The sequence below is a fragment of the Streptomyces sp. NPDC055243 genome, assembly GCF_044544025.1.
Classification (GTDB): Bacteria; Actinomycetota; Actinomycetes; order Streptomycetales; family Streptomycetaceae; genus Streptomyces.
On sequence record NZ_JBITWR010000002.1, the window covers coordinates 665,400 to 682,960 of the forward strand.

General features: G+C 69.4%; 12 protein-coding genes and 1 tRNA gene. 7 read left to right on the forward strand and 6 right to left on the reverse strand.

Going from position 1 to position 17,561, the window contains the following annotated elements; translation table 11 throughout:
* Window positions 1–3 precede the first annotated feature (3 nt).
* The 3 genes from eboE to ACIGXX_RS07835 all read left to right on the forward strand — a co-directional run bounded on the left by eboE (window position 4) and on the right by ACIGXX_RS07835 (window position 3,840).
* Window positions 4–1,173 (forward strand): metabolite traffic protein EboE, encoded by a 1,170-nt coding sequence (gene eboE, locus ACIGXX_RS07825; protein WP_399973666.1) that lies wholly within the window; start codon window positions 4–6, stop codon window positions 1,171–1,173.
* The gene (locus tag ACIGXX_RS07830; RefSeq protein ID WP_399973669.1) at window positions 1,170–2,546 is read left to right on the forward strand and encodes a nucleotide pyrophosphatase/phosphodiesterase family protein; all 1,377 of its coding nucleotides are present in this window, start codon (window positions 1,170–1,172) and stop codon (window positions 2,544–2,546) included. The genes eboE and ACIGXX_RS07830 overlap by 4 nt, the downstream gene beginning before the upstream one ends.
* A 118-nt stretch (window positions 2,547–2,664) precedes the next feature.
* On the forward strand, window positions 2,665–3,840 hold the full coding sequence (locus ACIGXX_RS07835) for a sugar phosphate isomerase/epimerase family protein (RefSeq protein ID WP_399973672.1): 1,176 nt from the start codon (window positions 2,665–2,667) through the stop codon (window positions 3,838–3,840).
* An 87-nt stretch (window positions 3,841–3,927) separates the two neighbouring features.
* On the opposite strand, the gene ACIGXX_RS07840 is transcribed toward ACIGXX_RS07835, so the two are convergent.
* From ACIGXX_RS07840 to ACIGXX_RS07860, 5 genes are all read right to left on the reverse strand, one after another.
* The gene (locus ACIGXX_RS07840) at window positions 3,928–5,304 is read right to left on the reverse strand and encodes an OFA family MFS transporter (RefSeq protein ID WP_399973675.1); all 1,377 of its coding nucleotides are present in this window, start codon (window positions 5,302–5,304) and stop codon (window positions 3,928–3,930) included.
* Between the two features lies 1 nt (window position 5,305).
* Window positions 5,306–6,694 (reverse strand): OFA family MFS transporter, encoded by a 1,389-nt coding sequence (locus ACIGXX_RS07845; protein ID WP_361461728.1) that lies wholly within the window; start codon window positions 6,692–6,694, stop codon window positions 5,306–5,308.
* A gap of 125 nt (window positions 6,695–6,819) precedes the next feature.
* Window positions 6,820–8,964: an acetate--CoA ligase family protein gene (locus ACIGXX_RS07850; RefSeq protein ID WP_399973678.1), complete on the reverse strand. Its 2,145-nt coding sequence runs from the start codon at window positions 8,962–8,964 to the stop codon at window positions 6,820–6,822.
* Window positions 8,965–8,967: 3 nt separating this feature from the next.
* Window positions 8,968–10,200, reverse strand: coding sequence for a formyl-CoA transferase (gene frc, locus ACIGXX_RS07855; protein ID WP_399973681.1), 1,233 nt, complete (start codon window positions 10,198–10,200; stop codon window positions 8,968–8,970).
* Window positions 10,201–10,212: 12 nt separating this feature from the next.
* Complete coding sequence (locus ACIGXX_RS07860) at window positions 10,213–11,907, reverse strand: thiamine pyrophosphate-binding protein (RefSeq protein ID WP_399974361.1); 1,695 nt, start codon at window positions 11,905–11,907, stop codon at window positions 10,213–10,215.
* 210 nt (window positions 11,908–12,117) lie between these two features.
* Here ACIGXX_RS07860 and sucC point away from each other — a divergent pair, with 210 nt between their 5' ends.
* The 3 genes from sucC to ACIGXX_RS07875 all read left to right on the forward strand — a co-directional run bounded on the left by sucC (window position 12,118) and on the right by ACIGXX_RS07875 (window position 15,866).
* Window positions 12,118–13,257, forward strand: a complete 1,140-nt coding sequence (gene sucC / locus ACIGXX_RS07865; RefSeq protein ID WP_351160806.1) for an ADP-forming succinate--CoA ligase subunit beta — start codon at window positions 12,118–12,120, stop codon at window positions 13,255–13,257.
* A gap of 11 nt (window positions 13,258–13,268) precedes the next feature.
* A complete protein-coding gene (gene sucD, locus ACIGXX_RS07870; protein WP_399973685.1) occupies window positions 13,269–14,180 on the forward strand; it encodes a succinate--CoA ligase subunit alpha in 912 nt (303 codons plus the stop codon).
* Window positions 14,181–14,297: 117 nt separating this feature from the next.
* Entirely contained in the window at window positions 14,298–15,866 is a 1,569-nt protein-coding gene (locus ACIGXX_RS07875) for an aldehyde dehydrogenase family protein (RefSeq protein ID WP_399973688.1), read from the forward strand.
* A 73-nt stretch (window positions 15,867–15,939) separates the two neighbouring features.
* On the opposite strand, the gene ACIGXX_RS07880 is transcribed toward ACIGXX_RS07875, so the two are convergent.
* Window positions 15,940–17,274: a DUF2254 domain-containing protein gene (locus tag ACIGXX_RS07880; protein WP_399973691.1), complete on the reverse strand. Its 1,335-nt coding sequence runs from the start codon at window positions 17,272–17,274 to the stop codon at window positions 15,940–15,942.
* Window positions 17,275–17,415: 141 nt separating this feature from the next.
* Here ACIGXX_RS07880 and ACIGXX_RS07885 point away from each other — a divergent pair.
* Window positions 17,416–17,500: transfer RNA gene (locus ACIGXX_RS07885), tRNA-Leu, on the forward strand.
* Window positions 17,501–17,561: the final 61 nt, after the last annotated feature.

A 17,561-nucleotide genomic window follows, 5' to 3' on the forward strand; every position in this document is an offset into this window, starting at 1 on the left:
GCCATGCGCTTCCGGCACCCCGACGGCAGCGTCGTCCACCTCTCGTACTGCACCAACGTCCACCCCGCCGAGACGCTCGACGGCGTCCTCGCGCAACTGCGGGACCACTGCGAACCCGTACGCAAACGGCTCGGCAGGGACCGCCTGGGCATCGGCCTGTGGCTCGCCAAGGACGCCGCGCACGCCCTGGTCACCGACCCGGCCGCGCTGCGCGGCCTGCGCACCGAACTCGACCGGCGCGGTCTTGAGGTCGTCACCCTCAACGGCTTCCCGTACGAGGGTTTCGGCGCCGAGGAGGTCAAGTACCGCGTCTACAAGCCGGACTGGACCGACCCCGAGCGCCTCTCCCACACGACCGATCTGGCCCGCCTCCTTGCCGCGCTCCTCCCGGACGACGTCACCGAAGGCACCATCTCCACCCTTCCCCTCGCCTGGCGCACCCCCTTCGACATCACCCGGGCCGAGGCCGCCCGCGCAGCCCTCACCGCGCTCGCCCAGCGCCTCGACGCCCTCGCGGAGCTGACCGGCAAGTCGATCCGCATCGGCCTCGAACCGGAGCCGGGCTGCACCGTGGAGACCACGGGCGACGCCATCGCCCCGCTCACCGCCATCGGCCACGACCGCATCGGCGTCTGCGTCGACACCTGTCACCTCGCCACCTCCTTCGAGGACCCGCAGGCCGCGCTCGACGCGCTCGCCGCCGCGGGCATCCCCGTCGTCAAGTCCCAGCTCTCCGCCGCCCTGCACGCCGAACACCCCCATCTCCCCGGAGTCCGCGAGGCCCTCGCCGCCTTCGACGAACCCCGCTTCCTGCACCAGACCCGCACCTGCACCGCCGCCGGACTGCACGGCACCGACGACCTCGGCGAATCCCTCGCCGGCGACGTCCTGCCCGAGACGGGGCCCTGGCGCGCCCACTTCCACGTACCCCTGCACGCGGCTCCCGCGCCGCCCCTCACCTCCACGCTCCCCGTGCTCAAGGACACCCTCGCCCACCTGGTCGGCGGCCCCGAGCCCCGCACCCGCCACCTCGAGGTCGAGACCTACACCTGGCAGGCGCTGCCGCCCGAACTGCGCCCCCGCTCCCGCCCCCAGCTCGCCGACGGCATCGCCGCCGAGCTCACCCTCGCCCGCGATCTCCTGACGGACCTCGGCCTCAAGGAACTCCCATGAGCCCCACACCCCTCCTCGTCCTGGACGTCGTCGGTCTCACCCCCCGTCTCCTGGACCACATGCCCCGCCTCAAGTCCCTGGGCCGGTCCGGCTCCCAGGCCCCGCTGGGCACCGTCCTGCCCGCCGTCACCTGCGCCGCCCAGTCCACCTTCCTCACCGGCACCACCCCCGCCGAGCACGGCATCGTCGGCAACGGCTGGTACTTCCGCGAGCTCGGCGACGTACTCCTGTGGCGCCAGCACAACGGCCTCGTCGCGGGCGACAAACTGTGGGACGCGGCCCGTCGCGCGCACCCCGGCTACACCGTCGCCAACATCTGCTGGTGGTACGCCATGGGCGCCGACACCGACATCACCATCACCCCCCGCCCCGTGTACTACGCCGACGGCCGCAAGGAACCCGACTGCTACACCCGGCCCCCGGACCTGCACGACGAACTCACCGAGAAACTCGGCACGTTCCCCCTCTTCCACTTCTGGGGCCCGGGCGCGGACATCGTCTCCAGCCGCTGGATCGCCGACGCCACGCGCCACATCATCAGCACCCGCCACCCCGACCTGGCCCTGTGCTACCTCCCCCATCTCGACTACGACCTACAGCGCTTCGGCCCCGACGACCCGCGCTCCCACCGGGCCGCCGCCGAACTCGACGCGACCATCGCCCCCCTCCTCGACGAGGCGAAGGCCGAAGGCCGCACCGTCGTCGCCCTGTCCGAGTACGGCATCACCCGCGTGGACCGCCCCGTCGACATCAACCGTGCCCTGCGCCGCGCGGGCCTGCTCGAAGTGCACACCCAGGACGGCATGGAGTACCTCGACCCCATGACGTCCCGCGCCTTCGCCGTCGCGGACCACCAGATCGCCCACGTCTACGTGCGCAGGCCCGAGGACCTGGAGGTCACCCGCCAGGCCCTGGCCGACCTGCCCGGCATCGAGCAACTCCTGGACGACGAGGGCAAGAAGGCAAACGGCCTCGACCACCCGCGCTCGGGCGAACTCGTCGCCGTCGCGGAGCCGGACGCCTGGTTCACGTACTACTACTGGCTCGACGACGCCCGCGCGCCCGACTTCGCGCAGCTCGTCGAGATCCACCGCAAACCCGGCTACGACCCCGTCGAGCTCTTCATGGACCCGCTCGACCCGTACGTGAAGGTCAAGGCGGCGAAGGCGCTGGCCCGCAAGAAGCTCGGCATGCGCTACCGCATGGCGGTCGTGCCCCTGGACCCGTCACCTATTCGCGGCAGCCACGGCCGCCTTCCCCTGAGCGACGACGACGGTCCGCTCATCATCAGCTCCACCCCCCATGCGCTTCCCGACCGGATCGCGGCCACCGCCGTGAAATCCCTTCTGCTGGACCTGGCCGGCCTGGGCTGAGGCGCACCTCGCCCCAGCACCCCTCCGACCAGGAGCAGTTACTAAGAGTGAAACATGCGTCACTGACAACGCGCCAGTGGCCTCCGCCCGCACGTCCCAGAGCCCAAGAGAGGCACCCGTGACCGACATCCACGAGACTCCCGCCGCCGACGAGGCCCTCAGACAGCGCCTCGGCATCGAACGCCGCCGTTTCCTCAGCACCTGCACCGCCGTCGCCGCGGGAGCGATCGCCGCGCCCGTGTTCGGCGCGGCCCCGTCCTTCGCCCAGTCGCCGGGCCACGGCCACGACCACGGTCACGGTCACGGCGGCCACGGCCGCGAGCTCGTGCCCGCGAAGAAGCGCGGCATCATCCTTTACACCGTCCGCGACGCCACCGGCCGCGACCCGCTCGCGAGCACCCTGCCCTCCGGCTTCCGCGAGGTGTTCAAGGAGCTGGCCCGCTACGGCTACAAGCAGGTCGAGTTCGCGGGCTACGGCCAGCACGCCAACGCCCCCGGCGGCGCAAGCCTCGAGTCCGTCGCGGGAGCCAAGCTGCTGCGCTCCTGGCTCGACGAGTACGGCCTGCGCGCCCAGGGCAACCACGGCTTCATACCGGGATCGTGGCCGCTCTCGCAGACCGACCTCGACACGTTCAAGAAGCACCTGGAGATCGCCAACATCCTCGGCATGGACCACATGGGCACCGGCGGTGACCCCACCAACAGCTCGTACAAGGCCGACTGGGACGTCGCCGCCGACAAGTGGAACGCCATGGGCGCCATCGCGCGCAAGGCCGGCATCAAGCTCTACACCCACAACCACGACGCGGCGTACGGCTTCCTGCTCGACGGCGGCCCGCTCGACGCGCAGGGCCGCCCGACCCGCAGTTCCGGCGTCCGCAGGCTGGAGTACTTCCTCAAGGCCACCGACCCGAGGTCGGTCTGGCTGGAGATGGACATCTACTGGGCGCACGTCGCGCAGTACAAGTTCCACACGTACACCGCGCACGACGGCTCCCAGCGCAAGAAGGTCTTCGACCCGGCAGCGCTCGTCAGCCGCAACAACAAGCGCTACCCGCTCTTCCACGCCAAGGACGGCACGCGCAACGACACCAGCGGTGAGGGCTACGACATGGTGGCCTTCGGCGAGGGCGTCATCGACTACCGCACCTTCTTCAGCCGCGTCGGCGAGAAGAACTACCACAACCCCATGGTCGAGCAGGACAACGCGCCCAGCGGCACCGACCTCGGCCAGTCCCTGAAGCTCGCGAAGATCGGCTACGACAACCTGGCCGCCCTGCGCAAGAAGCGCTGACAGGAGGCGCTGAACCGCCCGCACACACAGCTCTCGCCGCGCGGAAACCGCGCGGCGAGAGCTGTGTGACGTCACGGGGATCGGGGATCAGGCGGGCGCCGGTGCCCGCTCCCGCCCCGGCTGCCGGAGCAGCAGCGCGACGGCCGCGGCCAGCATGGAGATGCCGCCCGCGAGGGCGTAGGCGCCGTTGTAGCCCCACGCGGCCACCACCATCGAGCCGAGTCCGCCGCCGAACAGGCCGCTGATCAGCTTGCCGCTGTAGACGAGCCCGTAGTTGGTGGCGTTGTAGTTCTCCCCGAAGTAGTCCGGGGTCAGCGCCGCGAACATCGGGTAGAACGCGCCGCCGCCGAATCCCGAGAGGAACGCGAAGATCAGGAACAGCCACTCGCTGTGGATGTCGCCCGCCCAGATCACACCGAACTGGGAGAGCCCGAGGACCAGGATCACGAACACCAGGGTCGCCTTGCGGCCCCAGAGGTCGGAGAGCCAGCCGACCACTCCGCGTCCGATGCCGTTGATGACGGCCATGAGCCCCATCGACGTCGCCGCGACGAGCGGTCCGAAGCCCACCTCCTTGGCGAAGGCCACCTGGAAGGAGATCCCGAAGATGGACACCCCCGCGGTCATGACGAGCGTGAACCACATCAGGGGCAGCATCCCCGTTCTGATGGCCTCCTTCGGGGTGAACTGACGCACGGCGGGCGGGTTCTTGGCCAGACTCGCCGCGTCCTTCGAGGCGCCCGACTTCTCCATCGGGTCCACGTCGGAGGGCCACCAGTTCTTCGGTGGGTCCTTGAAGAAGAAGGCGCAGGCCAGGACGACGACGAGGATGTACGCGCCGATCAGGTCGAGGACGCGGTGGTAATTGGCCGTGTCGAACGCGTAGTTGAAGATGAAGATGAACGGCAGCGAGCCGTAGGCGAATCCGCCGTTGACGAACCCCGTCTTCGCGCCGCGCCGTTCGGGGAACCACTTGGCGACCATGTTGATGCAGGTCGCGTAGACGAGGCCGGAGCCCACGCCGCCGATGACGCCGAAGCCGATGATCGCGAGCCATACGTTGTGCAGGTGTGACAGGGCGAGGAATCCGGTCAGGCACATGAACGACCCGATGTACATGGCGTTCCGTGCCGTCAGGACGCCCTTCTCGCGCATCCATCCGGCCGGGAACGCTATGCCGGCCTGGAAGAAGACCCAGACACTCAGAATCCAGAAGGTGTTGGACTGCGTCCAGCCGTGGGCGTGGGACAGGGTGTCCTCCGCCGAGCCGAAGGCGTACTCGAAGACGCTGATGGCCATCATCGCGATCCACGGCAGGTACACCATGATCTTGCGGGAGTGGCCGAGTATGTCCCGGTCCGTCTCGCCCACGCGATAGACGCGGCCGTGCTCGTCGGTGATCTCGCGATAGGGGGTGCCGCTCTCCGGCGCCTTGTCTCTTCCGGCGATGGGCTCCGCCGTCATGTCAGGCCATCTCCTCACCGAGGGGTTGCGGATTGGGTTTGATGCCTTTGTCCTTGGGCCTTCCCGGCTGGGAAAGGAAGAGTGCGATGAAGCCCGCGAACAGGGAAATGGAGCCGGCAAGGGTGAAGGCCCCGGTGTGGCCCCAGTTGGCCACCACGACGGCCCCCATTCCGGAGCCGAGGAGCCCGGACACCAGCTTGGAGCTGTAGACCAGGCCGTAGTTGGAGGCGTTGTTGTTCTCGCCGAAGTAGTCCGCCGTCATCGCCGCGAACATCGGGAAGATGGCGCCGCCTCCGAAGCCGGAAATACTGGAGAAGATCAGGAACAGCGGGAGGTTCTTGATGTCGGCGGCCCACAGGATGCCGTACTGGGAGAGCCCCAGGACGATGCAGACGAATATCAGGCAGCGTTTGCGTCCGTAGAGGTCCGACAGCCAGCCGATGACGCCCCGGCCGGTGCCGTTGACGATCGCCTTCAAGGACATGGCCGTGGCGACGATTCCGCCGGCGAATCCGGCTTCCTTTCCGATGTCCACCTGGAAGGCGATGCCGAAGATGTTCACGCCCGATGTGCACAGCAGGCAGAACCACATCAGCGCGACCCGTCCGGTCTGCCACGCCTCCTTGGGCGTGTACTGCCGCACGGCGGGCGGGTTCATCGCGAGCGCGCGCCTGGCCCGTGGGTCGTCCGGCGGCCGCAGCGGGTCCACGTCGGCCGGCCACCAGTTCTTCGGCGGGTCCTGGAAGAAGTAACCGGCCACGGCGACCATCGCCGCCAGGAAGAGGCCGACGCTCACGAGCACCCAGCGGAAGTTCGTCAGGTCCATGAAGCCGGTGAAGATGAACACGAACGGAACCGACCCGTAGGCGAATCCGCCGTTGACGAATCCGGTCTTGCCTCCCTTTCGTTCGGGATACCACTTGCCGACCATGTTCACGCAGGTCGCGTACACCATGCCGGCGCCCATTCCGCTGAACATGCCGAAGCCGACGTAGGCGACGACGACATGGGGTGCGAACGCCAGTGACACATAACCCAGCAGCGTCCCGACGGCGCCGCACATCATCGCCCAGCGCGCCGGAAGCCTGCCGCTCTCACGCAGTTTGCCCGCCGGGAAGGCCACCGCGGCCTGGAAGAAGACCCAGACCCCCAGCATCCAGAAGATGTGGGTGTCGCCCCAGGAGTGCGCGGTGTGCAGGGTGTCCTCGGCCGACGCGAACGCGTACTCGGCCGAACTGATTCCCATCATGCCGATCCACGGCAGGATGACCATCCACTTGCGCCTGCGGCCCATGATGTCGATGTCGGTCTCGCCGACTCGGTACATCCGGCCGTTGGCGTCCGTCACCTCCCGGTACGGGACGGCTGTGGGTATGTCGGTTGTCGTCATGTCGCTCTAGCACCCCTTGCGTCGAAAAGATCCTGGCCAGCGCCCCCTGTCCAATTCCTTTCGTGTGCGCACGGGTCCCGGGGCCGGCCGACGCGCACCGCCGGCCGGCCCCAACACCGGTCACCTCATCGACCGCCCCCCAACAGACCGGCCGCACGGGCCCACCGGTATTTGGCGCCGAGCGCGGCCACCGGCTTCTCCGTCGTGTACGGGTACGCCACGACGCCCCGCTCGAAGAGGTACTGGCAGGCCTCCTCCACCTCGACGTCGCCCGCCAGGGATGCCACGACGGGCTTCTCGATGCCGCGCTCACGGAACTCCGCGACCACCCGGGCCGTCAGCTGGGCGAAGACCATGGGAGGGGTGACGATGGTGTGCCAGTAGCCCAGGACGAGCGCGTGGATGCGCGGGTCCTCCAGGCCGAGCCTGATCGTCGCCTCGTACGTCGACGGCGGCTCGCCCCCGGTGATGTCGACGGGGTTGCCCGCCGCCCCGAAGGGCGGGATGAACGCCTTGAAGGACGCGTCCAGGTCGTCGGGGATCTCCATCAGGCGCAGCCCGTTGTCGGTCACCGCGTCGGAGAGCAGCACGCCGGAGCCGCCCGCACCCGTGATGATCACGATGTTGTCGCCCTGCGGGGTGGGAAGCACCGGCAACGCGCGCGCGTACTCCAGCATCTCGTTGAGCCCCGGGGCCCTGATGACGCCCGCCTGCCTGAGGATGTCGTCGTACACGGCGTCGTCGCCCGCCAGGGCCCCCGTGTGCGATCCGGCGGCCTTCGCCCCGGCGGCCGTACGCCCGGCCTTCAGGACCACGACCGGCTTCTTGGGGACGGTCGCCCGCGCGGCCTCCACGAAGGCGCGGCCGTCCTTGAGGTCCTCCAGGTGCATGGCGATGCACTTCGTGTTGGGGTCCTCGCCGAACCACGTGAGGAGGTCGTCCTCGTCCAGGTCGGACTTGTTGCCGAGCCCGACGATCGCCGAAACGCCCGTCTTCGTAGTGCGCGCGAAACCGAGGATGGCCATCCCGATGCCACCGGACTGGCTCGTCAGGGCGACCCCGCCCTTGACGTCGTACGGCGTGCAGAACGTGGCGCACAGGTCCTGCCACGTCGAGTAGTAGCCGTAGATGTTCGGGCCGAGCAGCCGCACTCCGAGCCGCTCGCCGATCTCCACGATCTCGTCCTGGAGGCCCTGTTCACCGGTCTCGGCGAACCCGGAGGGGATCAGGACCGCATTGGGGATGCCCTTGCGGCCCACCTCCTCCAAGGCCGATGCCACGAACTTGGCGGGGATCGCGAAGACCGCCACATCCACCTCACCGGGAACGTCCGTGACACTCTTGTACGCCTTGCGGCCCAAGATGTCATCGGCCTTGGGGTTCACCGGATGGATCTCGCCGGAGAAGCCGCCGTCGATGAGGTTGCGCATCACCGAATTGCCGATCTTGCCCTGCTCGTTGGAGGCACCGATCACGGCGACCGAGCGCGGCTCCATCAGCCGCCGCATCGACGTGAGAATCTCCTCGCGCGTGTACGTGCGGCGCTTCTTCTGAACCCCTTCGGAGAGGATGACGCGGATGTCCGCGGCGATGGCCCCCTCCGGAGTGGCGATCACCGGGTTGAGGTCCACCTCCGCTATCTCGGGGAAGTCGGTGACCAGTTGGGAGACCCGGCGTATCTGCTCGGCGACGGCCCACCGGTCCACCGCCGGCGCGCCCCGCACCCCGCACAGGATCTCGGCGGCGCGGATCGAGTCGAGCATCGAGGCGGCCTCGTCCGCGTCGACCGGCGCGAGGCGGAACGTGACGTCCTTGAGGACCTCGACGAGCACGCCGCCGAGCCCGAAGGCGACGACTTTCCCGAACGTCGGGTCGGTCACCGCCCCGACGATGACTTCCTGGCCGGAGGGCAGCAGTTCCTGCACCTGCACGCCCTCGATGCGTGCCGTCGGCGCGTACGCCCGCGCGTTCTCGACGATCGTGCAGAAGGCGGCCCGTACGTCGGTGGCGCCCTCCACGCCGACGATGACGCCGCCCGCGTCGGTCTTGTGCAGGATGTCGGGGGAGACGATCTTCATGACGACGGGCCCTTCGAAGCGGGCCGCGTGCGCCACCGCCTCGTCCACGTCCGTCGCCAGTTCCTCGCCCGGCACGGCGATCCCGTAGGCGTCCGCGAGGATCTTGCCCTCCGGGGCCGTCAGCGAGGTCCGTCCCTCGGCGCGCACGGTGTCCAGGAGCGCCCGCACCGTCAGTGCGCGGTCTTCGGCCATCAATCAGATCACTCCGTTCGACTTGAGCAGGCGCAGTTCCTCGTCGCCGAGGCCGAGCTCACCGACGAAGACCTCCGCGTTGTGCTCGCCCAGGAGCGGCGAACTGACCACGTCCACGGGGGAGTCCGACAGCTTCAGCGGGGAGCCGACCGTCGTGAAGGAGCCGCGCTGTGGATGCGCGACCTCGACGACCATCTCGTTCGCGGCCAGCGAGGCGTCCTCGATGATCTCCTTGGTGGAGAGGATCGGGCCGCAGGGGATGTTGTGGGCGTTGAGCCGCTCCAGGACCTCCCACTTGGGGAGCGTGGCGGACCACTCCTCGATCAGCTGGAACATCTTGCCGAGCTTGGGGAGCCGCGCCTCCGGAGAGGCCCACTCGGGGTCCTGGGCGAGTTCGGGCCGGCCGATCAGCTCGGTCAGCGGCTGCCAGCCCACGGGCTGCACGATGACGTACACGTAGTCGTTCGGTCCGCCGGGCGCGCACTTGACCGCCCAGCCGGGCTGCCCGCCGCCGGACGCGTTGCCGGAGCGCGGCACCTCGTCCCCGAAGTCGTCGTTCGGGTACTCGGCGAGCGGCCCGTGCGCCAGGCGCTGCTGGTCGCGCAGCTTCACCCGGCACAGGTTGAGCACCGCGTGCTGCATGGCCACGTTCACGCGCTGCCCGCGGCCGGTGTTCTCCCTCTGGAAGAGGGCGGCGAGAATCCCGGCGACGGCGTGGATGCCCGTCCCGGAGTCACCGATCTGGGCGCCCGTGGCGAGCGGCGGACCGTCCTCGAAGCCGGTGGTCGCCATGGAGCCGCCCATGGCCTGTGCCACCACTTCGTAGGCCTTGAAGTTGGTGTAGGGGCCCTCTCCGAAGCCCTTGATCGAGGCGTAGACGATCCGCGGGTTGATCTCCTGGATGCGCTCCCAGGTGAACCCCATCCGGTCCACGGCTCCCGGGCCGAAATTCTCGACCATCACGTCGGAGCGCCGGATCAGCTCGGTGAGGAGCTCCTTGCCGCGCTCGGTCTTGGTGTTGAGGGTGATGCTCCGCTTGTTGCAGTTGAGCATCGTGAAATAGAGCGAGTCGACGTCCGGAAGATCACGCAGCTGTTTGCGCGTGATGTCCCCGGAGGGCGCCTCCAGCTTCACCACGTCCGCACCGAGCCAGGCGAGCAGCTGGGTGGCGGAGGGCCCGGACTGGACGTGTGTCATGTCGAGGACGCGTACGCCCTCAAGAGCCTTGGTCGTCATCGCACGGGCTCCTCACTTGTACATGGTCTGGTTCATGGTTCCGGGGGCGTACGCGTCCGGGTCGACCCATACGTTGATCAGCGAGGGCTTGCCCGACTCGCGCGCCCGCCGCAGCGCCGGGCCGATGTCGGCGGGGTCGCGGACCTCTTCGCCGTGACCGCCCAGCATCTGGGCGAACTTGTCGTAGTGGACGTCGCCGAGGGTGTTGCCGATGCGCTGGCGCTCCTCGCCGTACTTGGCCTTCTGGCCGTAACGGATCTGGTTCATCGAGGAGTTGTTGCCGACGATCCCCACGAAGGGCAGGTTGTAGCGGACGAGCGTCTCGAAGTCCCACCCGGTCAGCGAGAAGGCGCCGTCTCCGAAGAGGGCCACCACCTCCTTGTCGGGCCGCGCCTGCTTGGCGGCGAGCACGAAGGGGACGCCGACGCCGAGCGTGCCGAGCGGTCCGGGGTCCATCCAGTGGCCGGGCGACTTGGGCTGCACGACCTGCCCGGAGAAGGTGACGATGTCGCCGCCGTCGCCGATGTAGATGGAGTCTTCGGTAAGGAAGTCGTTGATCTCGCTGACGAGACGGTAGGGGTGGATCGGCGAGGCGTCGGACTTCAGGTTCGGCAGCCGCTTCTCGATCGCCGTCTGCTCGGCGGCGCGCAGCTCGTCGAGCCACTCCTTGCGCTTGGCGGCACCGCCGTTGAGCCGCCCGGACGCGGCCTCGGTGACCGACTTCAGGATCAGCCCCGCGTCTCCGACGATGCCCAGGTCGATGTCCCTGTTCTTGCCGACGGTGCGGTAGTCGAGGTCGATCTGTACGACGGTGGCGTCCGGGGAGAGCCGCTTGCCGTAGCCCATGCGGAAGTCGAAGGGCGTGCCCACGATGACGATGAGGTCGGCGTTGGAGAAGGCGTACCGCCGCGAGAGCTGGAAGTGGTGCGGGTCCCCGGGCGGCAGGGTGCCGCGGCCGGCGCCGTTCATGTAGGCGGGCACGTTCAGGGTGCGCACGAGCTCGATGGCGGATGCGGTGCCCCGTGTCGTCCACACCTGGCTGCCGAGCAGGATCGCGGGCTTCTCGGCGTGCACGAGCAGGTCGGCCAGCTTCTCGATGGCCTCGGGGTCGCCGGCCGAGCGGGTGGAGGCGCGGTACTGCCCGGCCTGCGGCACCCGCGCCTTCTCCACCGGCACCTTGGCGTCCAGGACATCGCGCGGGATCTCCAGGAAGGACGGCCCCGGAGCGCCGTGGTAGCACTCGCGGAACGCCATCGACACCATGTCCGCGGCCCGCGCCGTGTCCGGCACGGTCGCGGCGAACTTGGTGATGGGCGTCATCATGTCGACGTGCGGGAGGTCCTGAAGTGACCCCATCTTGTGCTGGGTGTGCGCTCCCTGGCCGCCGATCAGCAGCATGGGGGACTCCGCGCGGAAGGCGTTCGCGACGCCCGTGACGGCGTCCGTGGTTCCCGGTCCCGCCGTCACCACGGCGCATCCCGGCTTTCCGGTGAGGCGCGCGTAGCCGTCGGCCGCGTGGGCGGCGACCTGCTCGTGGCGCACGTCGACGACATCGATCCCCTCGTCGACGCAGCCGTCGTAGATGTCGATGATGTGGCCGCCGCACAAGGTGTAGATGACCTCCACACCCTCTGCTTTGAGTGCCTTGGCGACCAGGTGCCCACCGGAGATGTGGGTCTGGTTCGTGTCGCTGCTGCCGTCGGGCATGGCGAAGTCCTGTCCCTTCGTAGGGGAGTTGGAGCGCTCACACACGCTCACACGCTGCTCGTAGGTGCTCTCGCGGTAGATTGCATACAGTCGACGAATACTGTATGAAGCTTGTTATCCCGCATCCGGTCAGTGGTGTCCAGGGGGCGTGCGGCACTTTTCGGAGGCGGGGGGTTCGCTCCCCGGAACGACAAGGCGTCAGGAGCCGGAATGGACCTGTTCGAGCACCAGGCAAGGGAACTCTTCGAGGAATACGGCATCTTGGTGCCGCAAGCGGAGGTCGCCGACACGGCGAAGGAGGCACGCGCGGGCGCCGAACGCCTGGGCGGCCGCGTCGTCGTCAAGGCTCAGGTGAAGACCGGCGGGCGCGGCAAGGCGGGCGGTGTGAAGGTGGCGGCTGACCCGGCCGCCGCCGAGATCACGGCACGCCAGATCCTCGGCATGGACATCAAGGGCCACACCGTGCACAAGGTGATGCTGGCCCAACCCGTCGACATCGAGAGCGAGTTCTACGTCTCGTACGTACTGGACCGCGCGGCGGGGCGCTTCCTCGCCATCGCCTCCGCCGAGGGCGGCATGGAGATCGAGGAGGTGGCGGCGAGCCGCCCCGAGGCCGTCGCGCGCGTGGAGATCGACCCGGCGCAAGGAGTGGGCGAGGCGAAGGCGGCCGAGATCGCCGCCGCGGCGGGGCTGCCCGAAGCCGCCGCCGACGTACTGGTCAGGCTCTGGCAGGTGCTGATCCGCGAGGACGCCCTCCTGGTAGAGGTGAACCCCCTGGTCCGCACCGCCCAGGGGGAGATCCTCGCCCTCGACGGCAAGGTCACCCTGGACGACAACGCCCGCTTCCGCCAGGCACGCTGGGGCGCCGACGACTCCGCGCACGACGACCCGCTGGAGTCGGCCGCCGCCGCCAAGGGCCTCAACTACGTGAAGCTCGACGGCGAGGTCGGCGTCATCGGCAACGGCGCGGGCCTGGTCATGTCGACCCTCGACGTGGTCGCGGGCTGCGGAGCGCGCCCCGCGAACTTCCTCGACATCGGAGGCGGCGCCTCCGCCCAGATCATGGCCGACGGCCTCTCCGTCATCCTCTCCGACCCCGCCGTCAAGTCCGTCTTCGTCAACGTCTTCGGCGGCATCACCGCGTGCGACGCCGTCGCCGACGGCATCGTCCAGGCCCTGGAATCAGTCCAGTTGACCAAACCACTCGTTGTCCGCCTCGACGGCAACAACGCCGCGCGCGGTCGCGCCATCCTCGACGAGCGCTCCCACCCCCTCGTCCAGCAGGCCACCACCATGGACGGCGCCGCGCGCCGGGCCGCCGAACTCGCCGGACACACCAACGCAGCCTAAGGAGCCGGGACATGGCGATCTACCTCACCAAGGAGAGCAAGGTCCTCGTCCAGGGCATGACCGGCGCCGAGGGCATGAAGCACACACGCCGCATGCTCGCGGCGGGCACGGACGTCGTCGGCGGCGTCAACCCCCGCAAGGCGGGCCGCACCGTCGACTTCGACGACCGCGCCGTCCCCGTCTTCGGCTCCGTCCGCGACGGCATCGATGCCACCGGCGCCGACGTCACCGTGGTCTTCGTGCCGCCCGCCTTCTGCAAGGCGGCCGTCACCGAGGCGGCCGACGCCGGGATAGGCCTGGCCGTGGTCATCACGGAGGGCATCCCCGTGCACGACTCCGTCGCCTTCCACGCGTACGCCAAGGAGCGCGGCACCCGCGTCATCGGACCCAACTGCCCCGGGCTCATCACCCCGGGGCAGGCCAACGCGGGCATCATCCCCGCCGACATCACCAAACCAGGACGCGTCGGCCTGGTGTCGAAGTCCGGCACCCTCACCTACCAACTCATGTACGAGCTGCGCGACATCGGCTTCTCCACCTGCGTCGGCATCGGCGGCGACCCCGTCGTCGGCACCACGCACATCGACTGCCTCGCCGCCTTCGAGGACGACCCCGACACCGAACTGATCGTCCTCATCGGCGAGATCGGCGGCGACGCGGAGGAACGCGCGGCCGCCTACATCCAACGCGCCGTCACCAAACCCGTCGTCGCCTACATCGCCGGCTTCACCGCTCCCGAGGGCAAGACCATGGGGCACGCGGGCGCCATCGTCTCCGGATCGTCCGGCACCGCCCGCGCGAAACAGGAGGCCCTGGAGGCCGCCGGGGTGCGCGTCGGCGCCACACCGACGGAAACCGCCCGCCTCGTTCTCCACCGGCCCGGATTCTCAACCGACTCGGGGCGTGACGTCACTCATAGGTGACAGGCCCCGACTGCACTAGCGTCCCCCAGCACATACGCGCGGACCGCGAACCGAGCGGCGCCGTGCGAGCCATGCACCTCCCGCCCCGACTTGTGCACCGTGAGCGGAGAACCTCGAATGGCACCCACCCTCAACCATCCCGCCCTCACCAACCCCCTCGTCCTCAAGGCCGGTACGGCCTGGGCCGACGCCTGGCGACGCTGCGTCGCCGTCGCGCCCGAGGCCTTCCGCGACGACCGCGTCCTGAACCTCTGGAACGGGACCTGGCACGCGGACGGCCGGACCCTGCCCGCCACCTCCCCCGTCGACGGCAGCCCCATCGCGGGCCCGCCACGCCTCGACGCAGCCACCGCCCACCAGGCCGTACGCGCCTCGCTCGACCAGCACCGCGCCTGGCGCCACGTCCCGTTGGGGGAGCGGCGCGCCCGCGTCGCCGCCACCCTCGACGCCCTCACCGAACACCGCGAACTGCTCGCCCTCCTCCTCGTCTGGGAGATCGGCAAGCCCTGGCGGCTGGCCCAGGCCGACGTCGACCGGGCCATCGACGGCGTGCGCTGGTACGTCGACGGCATCGAGCCGATGCTCGAAGGCCGGACCCCGCTGGACGGTCCGGTGTCCAACATCGCGAGCTGGAACTACCCGATGAGCGTGCTCGTTCACGCGGTGTTGGTACAGGCACTCGCGGGCAACGCGGTCATCGCCAAGACCCCGACCGATGGCGGCGTCGCCTGTCTGACCCTGGCCTGCGCCCTGGCCGCCCGCGAAGGGATTCCCGTCACCCTCGTCAGCGGCAGCGGGGGAGAGCTGTCCGAAGCGCTGGTCCGCGCCCCGGAGATCGGCTGCGTCTCCTTCGTCGGCGGACGTGACACCGGCGCCGCCGTCGCCACCGCCGTCGCCGACCTCGGCAAGCGGCACATCCTCGAACAGGAAGGACTCAACACCTGGGGCATCTGGAACTACAGCGACTGGGACGCGCTCGGCGCCGTCGTCCCCAAGCTCTTCGACTACGGCAAGCAGCGCTGCACGGCGTATCCGCGCTTCGTCGTCCAACGGAGCCTCTTCGACGAGTTCCTCGCCGCCTACCTCCCGGCCGTACGCACCGTCCGCGTCGGCCACCCCCTGGCGGTCGCGCACGCCGAAGACCCGTTCCCGCAACTGGACTTCGGCCCGCTGATCAACGCGGCCAAGGCCAAGGAGCTGGGCGACCAGGTGACGGAGGCGATCGACCGCGGAGCCGTGCCGCTGTACCGCGGCGCCCGGTCGGCGGACCTCTTCCTGCCGGGCCAGGACACGGACGCGTACGTCCACCCCGTCACGCTCCTCAACCCGCCCCCGTCCTCCCCTCTGCACCACGCGGAGCCGTTCGGCCCGGTCGACACCATCGTCCTGGTCGACACGGAGGCAGAGCTGCTCGCTGCCATGAACGCGTCGAACGGCGCGCTGGTCGCCACGCTCTCGACGGACGACACCGCGACGTACGAACGGCTCGCACCGCAGATCCGCGCCTTCAAGACGGGCCACGGCAAGCCCCGCTCGCGCGGCGACCGGGACGAGCTGTTCGGCGGGTTCGGCGCGTCCTGGCGCGGCGCGTTCGTCGGCGGTGAGCTGCTTGTGCGGGCGGTCACGCACGGCCCGGCGACGGAACGGCCACCGGGGAACTTCCCCAGCTACCACCTGATGGCGTGAGCTCCTCGGCGTGAGCTCCTGGGTGTGAGTTCCTGGGTGTGAGCTCCTTCACCGACCGGCAGGGGAGAGGCCTCTAGCCGATGCCCTGCCGGTCGGGCAGCAGGGCGAACGCGCGGTCCGCGGCCTCCGGGACGGTGCGTTCCACCGCCTGCCCGAGCAGCTCCCGGTGGCGCAGGAGCGGCTTTCTGCGCTCCTCGGGCGCGAGCCGCAGCAGATCGTCGAGGCCGGCCAGCATGCGCCGGGTCACCTGCGGATTGCCGATGGCGCACCCCCGGATCTCGGTGAACCCGAGATCCACCAGAGCGGTCCAGTCCGGCACGGGCTGCACCATCCGCACCGCCCCGCGCCGGTCGCGGTGGCGCAGGGCGCCCAGCGGATATCCGGCGACCGACGCCAGGAACTGGATGATGCGGCCCAGGGCCTGCACGGCGGTGGTCGGGTCGTTCACCGCGGGGGACAGGGCCCGCAGGGCGATGTCCGCGAGCTGGCGGAGACCGAAGCCGAGGTCCTGGTGGAAGGTGCGCTCCACGCTCACCGACACCGTGTACCGCAGCGCGCGCGGCGGCGGCGCCGCCCCGCCGTGGACGGTGAACACCGGGGTCCCCGGCACCACGAAGTCCCCGATGCGCGGCAGCAGCCGCAGCACCACACCGTGCCGTCTCGCCGCCCGCACGACCCGGGCGATGTGCACGTCCCGCAGCACTCCGGCCCGCCCGTGGTGAGTGATCCGGGCGGTGACGGGGCCGAGGCGTTCGTCGTCCACCGCGCCTTCGGTCGGGTGCTTCACGGCCACCCGCAGCGACTCCCGGGCGATCCGGTCGATGACGAAGCTGATCCGCATCATGCGGAGCGTGCCGTTCACGTACGCGACGAACAGCAGCAGACTCAGGAACACCATCGCCATCGCCAGGACCGACTCGACCAGCGGCACGCTCGTCAGCCGCCGCGGATCGGTCTCGCTGTCGAAGGACGTCAGCGTCATCAGGGAGAACAGGAACGTCGCCAGGAAGACGGTGAGCGTGATCTTGGTGATCCGCGACCTGACGTACAGCCGCACCACTCGCGGGCTGAACTGCCCGCTGGCCATCTGCACGGCCACCAGCGAGATGCTGAAGACGACACCGATGAAGGTCATCATGGCCGAGCCGATGGTGCTGATCACCGCCTTGGCGTCGTCGGCGATCCCCATCAGGCTCTCGACGGTGTCGTAGTCCCCGGCGTCCTGCGCCGCCGCCACGATCCGGCTGTCCAGCTCCGCCGCGGCCACCCACAGCACCATGGCCCCCACGAGCCCGGCGGTCGGCGCGAACCACATGGTGTCCCGCAGATGCTCGCGCAACGGCGACAGCAGCCGAGGCCGCCGCACCTTCACGTCACCGAGCACTCCAGTAATCAGCCCGTCACTCATGGTGAGACTGTAGATGTGGCGGAGAGGGCCGCCGGGCATCCGCCCGCCGACGTACGGATAACGCAGGTGAAAGGCACTCCGAAAGCTTGGTATTGTTGTCCATGTCGCCGCGGGGAACACCCCGCGAACGGCAGACACCTAGTCCGGGTGGCGGAATGGCAGACGCGCTAGCTTGAGGTGCTAGTGCCCTTTATCGGGCGTGGGGGTTCAAGTCCCCCCTCGGACACAAGTAGCAACCAGAACCCCGTGGTCTCAAAGAGGCCACGGGGTTCTGTCGTGCTCGCGGA